Source organism: Paenibacillus sp. J22P59 (assembly GCF_059383895.1).
In genome coordinates this window covers 189,728-205,804 of record NZ_JBXENX010000002.1, presented here as the reverse complement: position 1 = coordinate 205,804, position 16,077 = coordinate 189,728, and the positions used below count along the sequence as shown (strand labels likewise).

General features: G+C 44.7%; 10 protein-coding genes. 7 read left to right on the top strand and 3 right to left on the bottom strand.

The window, feature by feature from the left end; genetic code table 11:
* The first annotated feature begins 9 nt into the window (after positions 1-9).
* From AC50YO_RS04210 to AC50YO_RS04180, 7 genes are all read left to right on the top strand, one after another.
* Complete coding sequence (locus tag AC50YO_RS04210; protein ID WP_494843608.1) at positions 10-795, top strand: ABC transporter ATP-binding protein; 786 nt, start codon at positions 10-12, stop codon at positions 793-795.
* Position 796: 1 nt separating this feature from the next.
* Positions 797-3,142 carry an ABC transporter permease gene (locus AC50YO_RS04205; protein ID WP_494843606.1) on the top strand — a complete coding sequence of 782 codons (2,346 nt, stop codon included), beginning with the start codon at positions 797-799 and terminating at the stop codon, positions 3,140-3,142.
* Positions 3,143-3,287: 145 nt separating this feature from the next.
* Positions 3,288-6,353 carry an ATP-binding protein gene (locus AC50YO_RS04200; RefSeq protein WP_494843604.1) on the top strand — a complete coding sequence of 1,022 codons (3,066 nt, stop codon included), beginning with the start codon at positions 3,288-3,290 and terminating at the stop codon, positions 6,351-6,353.
* A complete protein-coding gene (locus tag AC50YO_RS04195; RefSeq protein WP_494843602.1) occupies positions 6,334-7,431 on the top strand; it encodes a response regulator in 1,098 nt (365 codons plus the stop codon). The genes AC50YO_RS04200 and AC50YO_RS04195 overlap by 20 nt, the downstream gene beginning before the upstream one ends.
* A gap of 145 nt (positions 7,432-7,576) precedes the next feature.
* Positions 7,577-10,783, top strand: a complete 3,207-nt coding sequence (locus AC50YO_RS04190) for an S-layer homology domain-containing protein (protein ID WP_494843600.1) — start codon at positions 7,577-7,579, stop codon at positions 10,781-10,783.
* A 170-nt stretch (positions 10,784-10,953) separates the two neighbouring features.
* Positions 10,954-11,727, top strand: coding sequence for a hypothetical protein (locus tag AC50YO_RS04185; RefSeq protein ID WP_494843598.1), 774 nt, complete (start codon positions 10,954-10,956; stop codon positions 11,725-11,727).
* A gap of 146 nt (positions 11,728-11,873) precedes the next feature.
* Entirely contained in the window at positions 11,874-12,383 is a 510-nt protein-coding gene (locus AC50YO_RS04180) for a hypothetical protein (RefSeq protein ID WP_494843596.1), read from the top strand.
* Positions 12,384-12,394: 11 nt separating this feature from the next.
* On the opposite strand, the gene AC50YO_RS04175 is transcribed toward AC50YO_RS04180, so the two are convergent.
* Genes AC50YO_RS04175 through AC50YO_RS04165 form a run of 3 tightly spaced genes read right to left on the bottom strand, consistent with a single transcriptional unit; the run spans position 12,395 to position 16,059 of the window.
* Complete coding sequence (locus AC50YO_RS04175; RefSeq protein ID WP_494843594.1) at positions 12,395-13,489, bottom strand: Ger(x)C family spore germination protein; 1,095 nt, start codon at positions 13,487-13,489, stop codon at positions 12,395-12,397.
* Positions 13,486-14,562, bottom strand: coding sequence for a GerAB/ArcD/ProY family transporter (locus tag AC50YO_RS04170; protein ID WP_494843592.1), 1,077 nt, complete (start codon positions 14,560-14,562; stop codon positions 13,486-13,488). Before AC50YO_RS04170 ends, AC50YO_RS04175 begins: the two co-directional genes overlap by 4 nt.
* Before the next feature lie 12 nt (positions 14,563-14,574).
* Entirely contained in the window at positions 14,575-16,059 is a 1,485-nt protein-coding gene (locus AC50YO_RS04165; protein WP_494843590.1) for a spore germination protein, read from the bottom strand.
* Positions 16,060-16,077: the final 18 nt, after the last annotated feature.

The following is a 16,077-nucleotide window of genomic DNA, read 5'->3' as shown; positions in this document are numbered from 1 at the left end:
GATTAATAAATGGACCATAAGGGTGATGATGTTATGCAGCAGGTTATTGTACGGACGGACAAACTATGCAAAACCTTTTCAAGTGGCGGCATCCAGCAGCATGTGCTGAAAAATCTGGATATTAGTCTGATGGCGGGGGACTTTACCGTTATTATGGGCAGCTCCGGCTCGGGCAAATCGACTTTGCTCTACGCATTGTCAGGCATGGATAAGCCGACCTTGGGCGAGATCCGCTTCGAGGAGACGAGTATCGCTAAGCTGAATAATGATCAGCTTGCGATTTTTAGAAGGAATAATTGCGGCTTTGTGTTCCAACAAGTCTATTTGCTGGACAATATGAGTGTTTTGGATAACGTATTGACCAGCGGCTTGCTTGTCAGCAAAAAGAAGCAAGAAATCGTGCTGCGGGCCAAAAAATTGCTAGCTCAAGTGGGCTTGCATGAGGCGTCTTGGGGCAAATTCCCTTCTCAGCTATCCGGGGGTGAAGCCCAGCGGGCGGGGATCGTACGCGCATTGATTAATCATCCCAAAATCGTGTTCGCCGATGAGCCGACTGGTGCGCTCAACTCTGCTTCAAGCGACAGTGTGCTGGATGTTATGACAGAGGTTAACCAGAATGGACAAAGCATTGTGATGGTTACCCATGACATCAAGACTGCGCTGCGAGGCAGCAGAGTATTATATTTGCGGGATGGCGTTATTTGCGGTGACCTCAGGCTTGAGCCTTATACCAAAGACAGTAATCATGCTCGGCATGAGCAGCTAAAAGCATTCCTCGCTGAAATGGGGTGGTAGGATGAATATCGTTAAGCTCGCCATGGCCAATATTAGAAAAGGAAAAAGTGCGGCAATTTCCCTATTCCTTTTATTTTTTATAGCGGCGCTGCTGCTTAATCTGGGAATGACGGTCATTTCGACGATGAACACTTTTTTCGAGGATAAGGTTGAAGAGCTGCATGATGCGCATGTCACGATGATTATGCACAGTAACAACTTTAAGCAGCCCTATGAGGATTTCGTGAAAGGCTATGCGGGCATTAGAGAAACAGAGACGGAATCAATCATCCTGATGGGAATGGCAAAGTTCAAATACGGCGACAGCGATTTGAGCATTGGCACATCGCTGCTTAATGCAGCCTCCACTCGCAATCTATCGCCGATGAAGCTGATAGAGAAGCTGGATATGAGCCAACAGAATGATATCTATGTATCTTACAGCTTCAAAGCAAGCGGCGGCTACAAGCTAGGCGATCCGATGACGATCATCTATCAGGATAAGGAATATACTTATCGTGTTGCTGGCTTTTTCGAGACAACGATGCTCGGTACCAATAACATGGGCATGATGAAATTCTTTTTGCCGGATGCGGCTTATCAGCAACTGTCCAATGAACTCGGTGAATCAGCAAGTGGTACGCTTATGTCCATGACCTTGGCAGACAGCTCCCGAGCGGCTGACCTGCTCAGTGATTATACGAAGAAATTTATGAACGAAGATGCTGGGAAGTCCTCTTATCCTTTTTGGGGAACAGACTTTGGGATGATTAAAAGCGTTAATACGATGAGCATCAACATTGTCGCTATGATTCTAGTCGCATTCGCCGCAGTCATTGTCATTGTATCTCTCATCGTTATTAAGTTTCGTGTGACGAACATTATCGACGATGGGATGGTCAATATTGGCGTACTGAAAGCGGTCGGTTACACGAGCAGACAGATTCTGGCCTCGATAGTATGGCAGTTCATGCTAATCGCACTGGCGGCAGCGGTCATTGGCGTAACGGTCTCTTATGCTGTAATGCCCGTATTTGGCGGGATTATATCGTCCATGGCAGGGCTTTTGTGGCCGCAAGGCTTCAACGGAAGCATTAATCTAATTAGCATAGCACTCGTTGCCGTATTAGTGCTGGCGGTAACCTTGCTGTCGTCTAGGCGTATTAATAAGCTCGCTCCCGTCGCTGCCCTGCGAGGAGGCATCTTGACACACAGCTTCAAGAAGAATGTATTCCCGCTTGAGAAAGCGAAGGGAGGGATGCATTTTGTACTGGCTTGCAAAACCATGATTATGAATAGCAAACAAAATATAATGATTGCCAGTATTATTGCAGCCATTACCTTTGCATCGGTCTTTTCGGTCGTATTGTATTATAATATCGCCGTGGATAAGCAGGCCTTCATTCATCTGGTTGGTTCAGAGTCGTCCAGTGTCTACGTACAGTCCAAGTCCGATGTAGACAGTGAGAAGCTGCGAGCAGAGCTGGAGCAAATGAAGGGTGTAGAAAAGACGACGATATTAGATGTACTCCTCGTAACGATTGATGGAGATAGCTTTTACACGAATATATCGGATGACTACAGCAAGCTTGAAAATAATACCGTATACAAAGGGAGAAGCCCCAAATACGATAATGAAATTGCAATTTCAGGAGCCATATCCAAGCTGCTTCACAAAAATATTGGGGATACGGTAGAGGTGAAGCTAGGAGAGGCGACTCATTCCTATTTGATTACCGGGCTCAGCCAATCTATCAATTTTATGGGCCAGATCGCTTCATTAACCATACCAGGCATAGAGCATCTAAAGCCCGATTATAATGCTACATCTATTAATGTCTATCTGAAAGATGTAAGCAATGCCGACTTTATAAGGGAGCTCAAAGCGGAGCATGGAGATCAAATTCAGGATACAATAGATATTGACGAAATATTAGGCAGCCAGAGCAGCATTTATATTTCGGCGGTACTAGCTGTTATGATTATTATTCTTGCTATTACAGTACTCGTCGTCACGCTGATTCTATATTTGGTTATCAAAACGATGATTCTAAGACGCAAGAGAGAGTTTGGCATTCTGAAAGCGACAGGATTCACGACTCTTCAGCTTATGACTCAGATCGCTTGGAGCTTTGTTCCTATTGTCATCATCGGCGTTATTATCGGCGGTGTAATTGGCAGTCTATATACGAACTCGGTCCTTACGCTGCTGCTCTCAAGTGCTGGCATTTACAATGTGCAATTTATTGTGAAAGTGCCATTAGTCGTCTTGCTATGTGTCATAATTGTCGTGCTGGCCTATGTTGTATCTATGTTTGTATCAAGCAGAATTAGACGAATTACAGCGTATGGACTCATTACAGAATAGATGCAAAGCTATTAATTTTATTGAGAGAGGACTCTTCAGTTATTGCTGAATAGAGACCTCTTTTTTTTTTGCGTGAAGTGCTTTATATATTGAAGTGAATTGAAAAGTATTTACATCCCTATTCTCTACTAACTATAATAAGCACATGATTAAGACGATGAATAAAAATTTGGTTATTTTTCTGGGCGTAATTGGTATTTTTTTCGCTATTACTTTTATTTTCATATTTGAATGGCTGCATCCCACTGTGCCCTTTCCAGAGGCACGCCAAGGAGTGCTGGATGCAAGTCAGTGGGATTTTGCCAAGCAAGGCATTATTCCGCTGCGAGGGGAGTGGGAATTTTACGAGGGAGAGCTGCTGAAACCAGAGGATTTTGCAAAGGACAGGGAGGGACGAGCTTCAGAGCGTAGTATAGTTCATGTGCCCGGCAACTGGAAGGATGTTTTGGATTCCAGCAATGGATTCGGAGCGGGAACCTACCGGTTGCTCATTCATGTAAATAAGACCGACATCTACAGCCTTCGCGGAAAAAAAATCCGCCTCTCCAGCCAGATTTATATAAATGGTGCAGATGTGGGGGGCAGCGGTCATCCTTCCTTGTCAGCGGACAGCTTCGTTCCGAGCAACATTCCTTTCTTCGGCACAGCTAAAGCGGAGACGGGAATGGTCGAGATCATTATTCAGGTGGCCAGCTACGAGTATCTTGATGGCGGATTGGTTCAAGCGCCTGAATTCGGCCTTATGAACAATGTGCTGGAACGCCGTGATAGATCCAGGCTGGTAGATATTATTCTTGTAACGATGCTGCTCGTATTCGGGCTCTATTATGTCGGCATGATCAAGCATTGGCGGAATGAACCGCATTTGATGCATTTCAGCTTGTTTTGCTTGGCGACAGGACTGTTTTTCAGCTTTGATAATGAGATTCTAGCTATTACGATGTTCCCGTCGCTTACCTTTCCATGGCTGCAAAAAATGCTTTTTTTGCTTCCTCTTCTTTCGTTCCTGTTCTTTTTTCAATATATTTATCGTTACCTGAGTGAGAAGGATAATGCCTTTTTTAGATGGCTGAGACGAATTGCTTACTTCTATTTCGTAGTAATAACGTTGCTTCCCAACTCTTATTTGCCATCTACCCTTTGGCTGAATATGCTGCTGCCTATCCTTGTATTTATTTTTGTATTCGTCACTCTATTCCGCAGCAAGAGCCAGAGCATACAAGATACCTATTATATTATGCTAGGCGTTTTCTTTCTTATCGTATCTTGGATTTATGCACAATTCCGCTATCAGCTGGCGCTCGACAATCCCTATTACATGATTGTTACGCCGCTGCTGCTTGTGTTCTCCCAAGCCTTCCTTATGTCTGCTAGGTTCCGGGATTCCTATCAAGAAAGTGAGCGTCTGACAAAGCAGCTGATTGATTATGACCGTCAAAAGGATGAATTTCTTGCGAAAACCTCGCATGAGCTTCGCACCCCGCTGCATGGCATTATTAATTTGTCGCAATCGCTTCTGGAAGACCGTGCACAGCCGCTTCAATTGGAGCATAGGGACAATATCCAGCTCTTGAATCTGGTAGGCCGGCGGCTCGCTGGCTTAGTGCATGATATCCTCGATATGAACCAGATACGCTATGGTCAGTTGACGATGCATCGGACCGCTGTAGATCTGGGAATGTCCGCTCGGTTTGTCATTGAGGCGTTATCCATCTCCTCGGTTAAAAGGGAGGTTAAGCTGATTAATGAGCTGCCTGAGCTGCTCCCCTTGGTGGAGGCAGACGAGAATCGACTCCGCCAAATTTTGCATAACCTGCTGGAGAATGGCCTGAAATATACCGAGCGAGGCACGGTCAAGCTGACCGCTCGACATAACGAGGACATGATGATCGTGTCCATTACGGATACGGGGAGAGGCATTCCGGCGGCGGCCATGGATAATTTATTTGAGCCCTTCGTTCAATATAACGAAGAGGGGATTCGTCCTCGGGAAGGAATCGGCCTGGGGTTGAGTATTTCCAAACAGCTGGTCGAGCTGCAAGGAGGCAAGATGGAGCTGGAATCGGAGGTCGGAGTCGGTTCATGCTTCACGTTTACACTGCCGCTTGCACGAGGAGTGAAGGAGGAATCAGCTGCCGCAGCCGATTATCAAGATATGGGGGAATTCACACGGCTATCTGGTATCCTGCGAGAGGTGCAGGAGGATGAATTCCATATTCTAATCGTGGATGATGAGCCTTCCAATCTGAAAATATTAATTGATGCCGTATCCTCAATGAAATATGGATATACCGCGGTCGCCAACGGAGAAGAAGCATTGGCGGAGCTGCGCCAAGCCCCGGCACCGGATTTGGTGCTGCTGGATTTGATGATGCCGGGCATCTCGGGATTGGATGTATGCAGAGAAATTCGCTCTTTGCAGGGATTAGCCCAGCTTCCGGTATTGATGCTCACCGCTTCGGGCCAGACCGGAGATATCGTAGCTTCCTTCGCTCATGGAGCCAATGATATTTTGCAGAAGCCATTTGAGCTCGCTGAGCTAAAGGCAAGAATGCAATCTCTGCTGGCGATGAAGAGCTCATCGGAACAAGCTGTTCGCAAAGAAATGGATTTCCTTCAGGCACAGATTACACCGCATTTTCTGTATAACAGCCTCAATGCATTGGTAGGGCTTAGCTATAAAGATGTAGATAAGCTCCGCGAGACGATACAGCATTTGACGACTTACCTGCGGGCGAAATTTACATTTGTATTCCAAGGTGAGCTTGTGTCAGTGGATAAGGAATTAGAGCTCGTTCAAGCCTATCTGGCAATCGAACAGCTTCGGTTTGGTGATCGGCTTCAGGTTCGCTATCAGATTGATGAGGGACTATCTTGCCTGTTGCCTCCTCTCACGCTGCAGCCGATTGTAGAAAACGCGGTGCGTCACGGAATTGGGCCGAAGCCTTCGGGCGGTACAGTAACTATAATGATCTCCCAGAGCGGAAGCGGGGTCGATATTCGAGTGGAGGATGACGGGATGGGAATGAATGAAGAGGATGTATCGCTGCTTCATAATGATCTTGCCTCCGGAGTCGGCACGCGCAATGTAAACCGCCGCCTGCAAATGCTGTATGGACAGAAGCTGAGCATTCATAGCCAACAAGGAGAAGGCACACAGATCAAGTTTCATATACCAGGAGGAAATGTTCGTGAGAGCCATATTAATTGACGACGAAGAGATCGCGAATGATGTTTTGGAGATTCTGCTTCAAGAAGTTGGAGGAATATCGATTGTAGGCAAATTCGGGCTAGTCTCAGAAGCGGTTGAGCAAGCGGCCAAGCTGCAGCCAGATTTGATCTTTCTAGATATCCAAATGCCGGGAATGAATGGACTAGCCGGGGCAGAACTGCTGGTAAGCAGCTGTCCAGAAGCAGAGATTATTTTCGTTACCGCTTATCATCAATATGCGGTCGATGCTTTCGAGACGAATGCGATTGGCTACTTACTTAAGCCGGTTGCTAAGGATCGGCTGGTCAAGACGTTAGAGCGGTATAAGGCCCTATATACAAAAGGTGCGAAGCGTAACGCTGGTGGTATAGAGAAGGCGAGCGATTCGTCTGGCAGAGAAGAACAGCCAGGCAGCGAGCAGCTATCTAAAACCTTGCATCTTAAGGTGCTTGGCAGTCTGGAGCTATATGCGGAGGATGGGCAGCTTGTCACTTGGCGTACGAAGAAAACGAAGGAGCTGTTTGCTTATTTATGGCATCATGGAGGAGAACCAGTCTATCGGTATCGCATTCTGGATGACTTGTGGCCGGAGCTTTCTCCTGAGCGTGCCCAGTCATTATTTCATACGACACTATACAACTTGCGGAATAAGCTGAAGGCAGAAGGTTATCCAGAGATGGTCGCCTTCGGGGACGAGCGTTATTGGATGCAGACGCACAATATCGTTTGCGATAAAACCAGACTCGATACATACTTGCGTTCTGGAGAATACGTCGATGATATAGAGGAGCTGCTCTCGTTATATCGGGGCGGATACTTGGAGACGGAGCATTATAACTGGGCAGAAAGCAGAAGATATGAGCTTCATTCGCATTATGTCCGTCAGCTTGATCAGTTGTCCGAAGATACGGTTGGCATCATGCAAGAGCTGCTCTTGCGAAGATTGATCGAGCTGGAGCCCTACGTGGAGAAGTATTATAGCCGACTACTGATCTATTATAGGGAAACTGGCAATATTGGCGCGGCGGACAGGCTGCATGAGCAGAAGAAGTATAAGCTTGGGCAGGTAATAGAGTAGCCGGATCAAGGTTCATACGTGATTATTTTATGCCGCGAAACGACAAATTTCGCGGTTTTTTTTATTTTGTTGGGAAAATGTTCAGAGCGTAATTGTTATTATTCGGATAGAAAAACATCTAGAGCTCAGAAAAGGGAGATAACTTATGAGAATGCTTCAGTGGAAAAAAATTCATGCCAAGCTTTACCCTGTGATTATTATTCTTCTAGTGATCGGACAAATCAATCTTGCTGGTATTGTACAAGCCAAGTCTTCATCGAGCGTTCAGGCTGTAGCAGCAGGTAGATATTTCACCTTGTTGCTGCAAAATGATGGCACGGTTACAGGCATTGGCCATAATAATTTTGGACAAGCGACAATTCCAAGTGGCTTATCAGATGTTATTGCTATCTCAGCTGGCGAGAATCACGCGATGGCACTTGATGATCAAGGCAAAGTTACAGCTTGGGGGTACAATGTTAGTGGAAAAGCTACTGTTCCAGCAGATTTAGGCGTAGTTGGCGCAATAGCAGCGGGCGGAGGAATCTCGCTGGCTCTACAAATAGACGGGACTGTTCGCCAATGGGGGTATACCGGTTACGGCTCGGTTCCTGCAAGCTTAACGGATGTTATCGCAATAGCGGCAGGAAATGCCCATGCTGTAGCCCTTCAAGGGAATGGAACGGTTACGGCCTGGGGACTCAATAACTATGGGCAAAGCACGGTTCCAGCTAATCTTACAGATGTAACAGCAATAGCTGCCGGCTTGAACCATACGCTAGCGCTGAAATCAGACGGAACGGTTGTAGGCTGGGGATTCAACAATAACGGTGAGACTAATGTTCCTGCTGGCCTGACGAATGTCAAAGCTATTGCGGCTGGAAGCTCCTATTCTATGGCGCTGAAGGATGATGGGACTATCGTAGTGTGGGGGGGAGGACAGCCTCTACAAGTTCCTCAAGGCCTAACAAACGTAGCTTCGATCTATGCTGGAGGCGCGCATGCGTTGGTGATGAAAACGGACGGAACGGTTATAGGCTGGGGCAACAATGATCTAGGACAACTCCCGCCTATGGATACTGCACCTGAGCATGTATTTGGTTATCCTAAAGCGGATGATGTAAAGCAGAATAGTGCAAGCGTATTAGTGAAGATTAATGAGCCAGGTACAGCTTATTATGTAGTCGTTCCAGCAGGAAGCGCTATGCCAAGCTCTGACCAAGTAAAGGCGGGAACCAACCAAGCTGGCGACACTGCAGATGTGAAGGGCAATATTACTCTTCTGGCTAATATGGAGGCTCCTATTGAGCTGACAGGTCTGGCGCCAGGTACGGCGTATGATCTCTATATTGCAGCAGAGGATAATCAACTGAATTTGCAGGCAATGCCGACAAAGGTAAAATTTACTACTCTTCCTGCTGCGCCAGAGCTTGCACCTGCGCTTACAGGGCTGAACTGGGCACCAGGCAGTGAGGTTGGCACAACGAAACCAATAAGAATGCCTGATGTTCCGGGAATTATGTATGCAGTCGGGGCAGCGGGAGACTATACGCAACCGTTAGTGGGAGCAGATGCGGCTGAGTTGGGCTACACAACGGAGCTGATCTATAACCGCGATATCGCAGTAACGAGCGGCCAGCATATTTATGCTGTAATTGTGGATAGCGCAGGACATATCGTGAAATGGTCCGATATAGAAGTAGCCGATGAGAATATCGCGCGTTCTGCGCCGGTAGTTGAAGGCCTGACCTTTGGAAAGGGCAGTACGCCAGGAACGACGCAAGTAACAGGTGTGAATGATGAATCGACATTGAAGTATGTTATTGGCACGGCAGGAGCTTATTCTCAGCCGTTGATCGGTGCAGATGCTTCAGCTTTGGGCTATACGACGGAATTATCCAATAACCGCGATATTGCAGTAACGAGCGGTCAGCATATTTATGTTGTGTCCGTCGATAGTTCAGGCCGTATTATCAGCTGGTCCGATGTCGCGATTACGGACAGTCAGATCGCTGCTCCTGCACCTGGAGGAGAGACAGGCAACGGTGGAAATAACGGCAACGGAGGCAACAACGGCAACACAGGAGGCAACAGCGGAGGTACACCAGTGCTTCCTGGCAACAAGGATGAGAATGTGACGATTACACTTAATGGGCAGGCTGAGGATACGCTAGCTACAGCCCATATTGCAACGGTGGATAATAAGAAGGCAACAACTGTCGCACTTGACGAGAAGAAGCTGATTGCAAAGCTGGCTTCGTTTAGCGAGGGCTATGTGTTAACGATCCCCGTTCTGAATAAGTCCGATAAGGTTATCGCAGAATTGAATGCACAGATCGTTAAGAATATGGAAGCTAAGAATGCCATGCTAGAGTTGAAAACAGAAAATACGACTTACACGTTGCCTGCTTCTGAAATCAATGTAGATGCGATTTCTAGACAGCTTGGATCAACTGTGGAGTTAGCGGATATTAAAGTACGTGTGACCATTACGAATGTACCAGACAGCGAAATCTCCTTCGTACCGGATGCTTCCGGGGGAATGAAGCTTATTGCGCCGGCAGTTAATTTTCACATTACGGCAGTCTATGGCGGTCAGGAAATCAGCGTTGATCAGTTCAATTCGTATGTCGAGAGAAGCATTGCTATCCCGGCAGGCGTTGATCCTTCCAAGATCACAACAGGCGTCGTTATGAAGCCTGATGGCCGTATGATTCATGTACCAACGAAGGTTAAGCAAATGGACGGAAAGTATTATGCGATTATCAATAGCTTGACGAATAGCGTATATGCGGTTATTTATAATGAACGTTCGTTCAGCGATATTACGGGGCACTGGGCACAAGGCAGCATAGAAAATATGGCGTCACGCCTAGTCCTTCAAGGTGCTGATGATCAGCATTATTTACCCGACAATGCTATTTCGAGAGCTGAATTTACAGCGATCGTGATCAGAGCGTTAGGCTTGCAGAAGGCAGAACAAATGCCAGCTTTCAAGGATGTGAAGCAAACCGCTTGGTTCTATGAAGCAGTGTCGATAGGTTCTTCTTATGGTTTGGTGCAAGGCTATTCGGATGGAACGTTCCGACCAGCTCAGACTATAACAAGACAAGAGGCGATGGCAATTATCGCTAAGGCAATGGTAATCTCAGCAATGGATACATCCATAACAAAGGAGCAACAAGAAGCTATGCTCGCTCCATTCGCTGATGCGGATCAGTTCAGCGGCTGGGCCAAGCAGGCGGCAGCATTGAACGTACGCTACGGGATTGCTGCTGGCAATGAGAATAAGCTGAATCCTCTGCATAATGTAACGAGAGCAGAGACAGCGACCCTTATTGAGCGCTTGCTGCAGCAAGCCGATTTGATCTAATTCGTTATAGCACAATAACAAACAGACCTCCATGCCGAACGGGCAGGAGGTCTGTTTGTTATTAATACGGCAAGATTATTTCCCATGAGGGTCCTATGAAAATTAGAACTGTGGTGAGTCCAGTTAGTTGGCTATAATTAATAAAAGACAGTATAGGAGGAAAGGACACCGTGGCGAATTATAATCTAGCAGGCATTCTAATTCGAAAAGCAATCACGACTATTGTCGCTACCTTATTTATTTCTCTTGCAATGGCTTCTTTATATGTATTCGATGCTGACCGAGAGTCCAATTATAGCGCTGGATATCAACTTATGAGCTGGGCGTTCATCTACATGATGTATGTTGGAGTGATTATACTAATCTATGGAAATGCGGTATCCATTGGCATAGAGTGGGTGAAGCAGAAATGGGTGGCGATGCCTTCTTGGTTATATGTGCTTTTACATGGTGTTTTTGGGCTGCCACTCGGTCTATTATTTCAATATATTCCTGGATTTAATATAGAGATGGCACTTTGCGGCATGCTGGCTGCTATGCTATATGCGGCTATTGACAGAGGGCTCGCACATCGATTGTTCCATAATAAGAGTATCCTTATCATTCCAGTTGTTGTCTATGCATTGTCTTGGGGCGTTCTGGAGCTGATGTCTCCCCCTATGCCGCCCTTTACAAAGGAAGACGCAGTTGCATCTGCTACAGGGGGAAGCGGAACAAATATAGATCGTTTCCCCGATCAGATCGGCAAGTGGGAAGGAGAGATTAAAGGTTATCGAGTTACAAGAGAAACAAGTGTAAAAGAAACGGATGAAGAAAAGTACATCGTCACCTTCACCGAAACATGGGAAAAGGATGGAATAACCAATTTCCAATTTTTTTCATTTTATATAGAACGATGGTCCTTAACTGCCTATAAAAACGGAGGTGAGCAGCCGCCTTTTTAGAGGATCATTTGTTAGTAAGAATGAAATATAATTAAATATGGAATACATTAGAATTATGAGGTTTGTCAGTTAATAACTGGCAAACCTTGTTTTTACGTTATAATGAATAGTAGCTAGAGACTATTGCAGTTCAAGGGGGCGCTATTTTGCATAAGAAAAAAATGATAGTCTTTATTATTTTTTTATCTATTGTAATTCTCTACGCTGCTGCCGAAAGGCATAACCAAGCTACGGAAAGCCACACGGCAAGTGCAATCAAGAAAGAATTTGATGAGATTGCTTGGTCGACAACCTCTAACCCGGTGTTACAAGACATTCGGGTGATTGGTACCAATTATGAAGTGGCGTTTAAATACGGTTCAAAGAATAGAGGAATGAAAGCGATATTGTCTGAGCATCACCCCAAGTACTGGGATGGACATAAACGCTCTGAGTATCATTCCTTATTCGATGAAACCACTACGATGAAGGATATTATCCATATTGCAGAAGTTATTATCAACCAGTCGCAAGACAATAAATATAAAGTCGTTATTAAAAGAAAAGGAAATATTTCGCTAGATGGTCAAGTTGAGAATAAGAAATACCGTGTTATTGTGAGCCCTGATTTGGAAGTTGTTACGGTATATCCTTATGGCTGGAACATCGTAGACTAACAGGGAGCTAGTTATTCGCGGAACCCATAATCCTTTATTTTGAAATGAATATTGCATTCTATCTTAATAGTTGGATATTTCTCGCTCCAATTCAGCTCCTTCCATGCTTGGTAGGACATGCTGTTTCGGACAGATGTGCCGATACCAAGGCTATCGGCTTTTTTCTGCTGGATATAGGTTATGATCTGTTCGGCTTGTTGATTGGTAATGGCTCCTAATTCAGCTTCAAGCTTATGTCTGTCGGAATCCTCGCTAAGCTTTAATTCACCAATATATTCTAATACGGATGCCATTACCTCTACATGAATTGCAATATGGATGGATTCATTCTCTTCCTGTGAAATTTTCACTTTCCTCGTACTATTCAAAGAGCTCAACATAACAGTTGAGCCGGATTGCGATAGATCAAGACTGATCTCCCCATGTTTGAAGCTTCCTCGCAGAAAGGACAAAATAATAGAATCCTTCGAGTCTATTCTGCCTACATATTTATCGTCATGAAAAATACCAATCCCATCGATCGTAATCGTATCCCCATTATCTCTAATCATTGGAGCAATTGGATCAATGCCATCATCTCTATAATCCCTGACAAAAGAATAAATAGTAGTTGCCGGTATTTTATTGCTTCTAGCTTCCTTCTTGGTCAGACGGTCGATATATTTGCCTGTTAGAGGAAATGCTTTATAGTTCTTATGTATTAAGCTGCCGGCGTCTCCATTTACGATAATAAATTTTACTTTCTCCGAAATATTAGGGTCTCGTATTAGGCTATCCAGATAGCTCCAGAGACCATTTTTTGCTAATGGTAATCCAAACAGCGTTGTCCGCAATTGTCCGTTAACTAAATATAAGTCAGTTTGCCTGGACAGATTTATTCTTGCCTCTTTGCTGCTTTTCGCTACTGTTTCCATAACCTGTCTCGAATTTTTGATATCAGGATTGGATACCGGAACACTAATCGCAACTTTGATTTTCCGATTTGACGCGAAGTCATAGCTTATAGTCTGAATGAATCCCGTTCTCTCCAAAATACGCTGATCGCCGCATCCCGTCAGAAGAGCAAGCAGGATGAGCATGCCGGTGATGACACAACTTTTATTCATGCTGTCTTACCTCTCATTCTTTGTACAAATAGGAGCAGGATCAAGCCGATGGGAAGGGTGAATGCAATTCCTATCTCTGTATATCCCAGATAGGTCAGCCAGTTCTCCACATCGCGAATTGTAGTAGGAATATAAGAGACGCAATAGACGACTAACAAAATAAGGAAGATCAGCAGCTTGTCGTGAATCCGGAATACTCTTTGACTGATTTCCTTAGCTCCCCACCAATACATCACGATCGTAACGAGGATAGAAAACATTAAAAAGCCAAACAGCAGATTCTGAGTGCCTTGAACAAATGGAAATTGAATATAGGCCAATAAATTGAGCAGAGGAAATTGAAGCGTCTTTAATTGTTTGTAACCATAGAACCCAAATATAATCAAGCTGATGAACAAATAACTAATTGTAGTCATCAAATTACTAATCTGAGCAGCTTTTATTAACTTGGTTTTTTTGTTGGTATAGGGAAAGAGCAGTAGACATACTTCATATCCGAGAAAAGCAGTGTAAATGGAGGAGAAGCTGCTTATGGTTAGATTACTTTCTTGGAAAATGAAAGGGGTGAGCCTAGACCATTGAAAATCTCCAAAAAAATAAAATATTAATATCATCATCCAAAAAATAAGCAGAAAAAATACAGTTGCGGCTTTTGCAATATTGTAGATGTTCTTGATTATTAAGAGGAAGGCAATGACATCAAGCACCAGCTTGAATAGCATAGGATTTGTCGTCGGAAAAGCAATCATCTGGAAGATGAGAACATATTGTTTGGCAACGAGACAACCTATAATCGCCCACAGTGAGGCTAATACGATATAAAAGGGATACAAAATGAATTTGGGAATCGAGTTCTCCATAATGACGAAGATCGATTGTCCATTACCTAAACGATATACAGCAGAGATTAGTAACAGGTTAAGAGAAACGATTCCACCTATAGCGAACAAACCAAGCCATCCATTCGTTCCGAAATGTACGGCTAAGAGTCGGGGGAGGGTAATGATAACCGTACCGGTTTGTGTCATGTAGAGGAGAAGAGTTACGTGAAATTGTGATAAATATTCCTTCATGTCAGCTCATCCTCATTCTTTCATTTTATTTTTCACTTTATTAGGTGACTTAACCTGATTAGGCCTCTCCGATAAAAATTTGAAGGGCGCAACAATAAAGGTATCCATCCAATCATTCGGTTTGAAAGGGGCAACCGGTGTAAGATACGAGGAGCCTAGACTGGTCAGCCCGCTCAAATGGATGACAATTAGCGCTATTCCAGCAGTCAATCCAAAGTTGCCTCCTACTCCTGCCAGAATAATCAGACCGAATCGAAGAAGACGAACGGATGCACTCATGACATAGGTTGGTGTAACAAAAGATGCGATTGCCGAGGAAGCAACAGCAATGATTAGAATGTTGCTGGTTAGGCCTGCTTGGACAGCGGCTTGTCCGATAACAATACCACCAACGATACCGATGGTTTGACCGATTTTGGAAGGCAGCCGGGCACCGGCCTCTCTTAGAAGCTCTATAGTCGTTTCCATAAACAGCGCCTCATACAGAGGGGGAAAGGGGACTTTGCTTCTTGATTCAGAGAGGGTGAGAAGCAGATTCTCTGGTATCATCTCATAATGATAAGTAGTGATCGATACATATAGCGCAGTGAATGATAACGTAATAGCGAGTGCAGTAAATCGCAGCAGTCTGCTGGCGCTTCCAAGCATCCAGCGCTGATAGTAATCATCCGAGGAAGAGAAATATTCGAAAAAAGAAGTTGGAGCGCTAAAGGCTGAGGGACTGCCATCCACGATGCCGACAACACGACCAGAAACTAATTTGGAAGCAATGCCCTCCGGACGTTCTGAAGTAAGAAATTGGGGAAAGATTGAGTAAGGGAAATCATCCATGTATTGAAGCAGCATATTGGTATCAAATACAGCATCGATCTCCATGTTGGTAATTCTCTTAATAGCTTCGTCCACATAGGCCATATTAACGATATCTTTAATATATAGAAGATAGACATCCGTCTTTGTCACTTCTCCGACTGACAGCTTGATTACTTTTAAATGTGAGCTTTTAATGCGTTGACGAATTAAGGATAGATTAACACCGGCCTGTTCCGTAAAAGCATCATGGGGCCCTGTTATAACGGATTCTGTCTCGGATTGAGATACAGTACGAGATTGTGGACCGAAAACATCGATCAGATGAACATCGTCTTCAAAAAAAATAGCTGCGCGACCAGCTAAAATTCCAATAATTAATTCCTTCATATCAGTAACAAGGAAATATTGCGATTGATTTAAAAGCGAACGCATTTTGTCGGCGCCTGCCTTTAGCAGAGGCTCCTCTACCTCCTGATAAAGCCTGTCATTGTTAACCTGATGACCAAAAAACACAATATCAATACAATTATCTGGATAAGATTTGTGGACGATGTCTACACAGTCATGGAATTCATCCAAGGTATGGGCTAATGAAGGCTTTGCTGTTTGCTCATTTGTTTCGGATACGGGGGGAATAACATCTTTTGCTCTCTTTTTCTGTGAGCCTCGCTCTAGAAATCTCATGTATGCAATCACCTCATT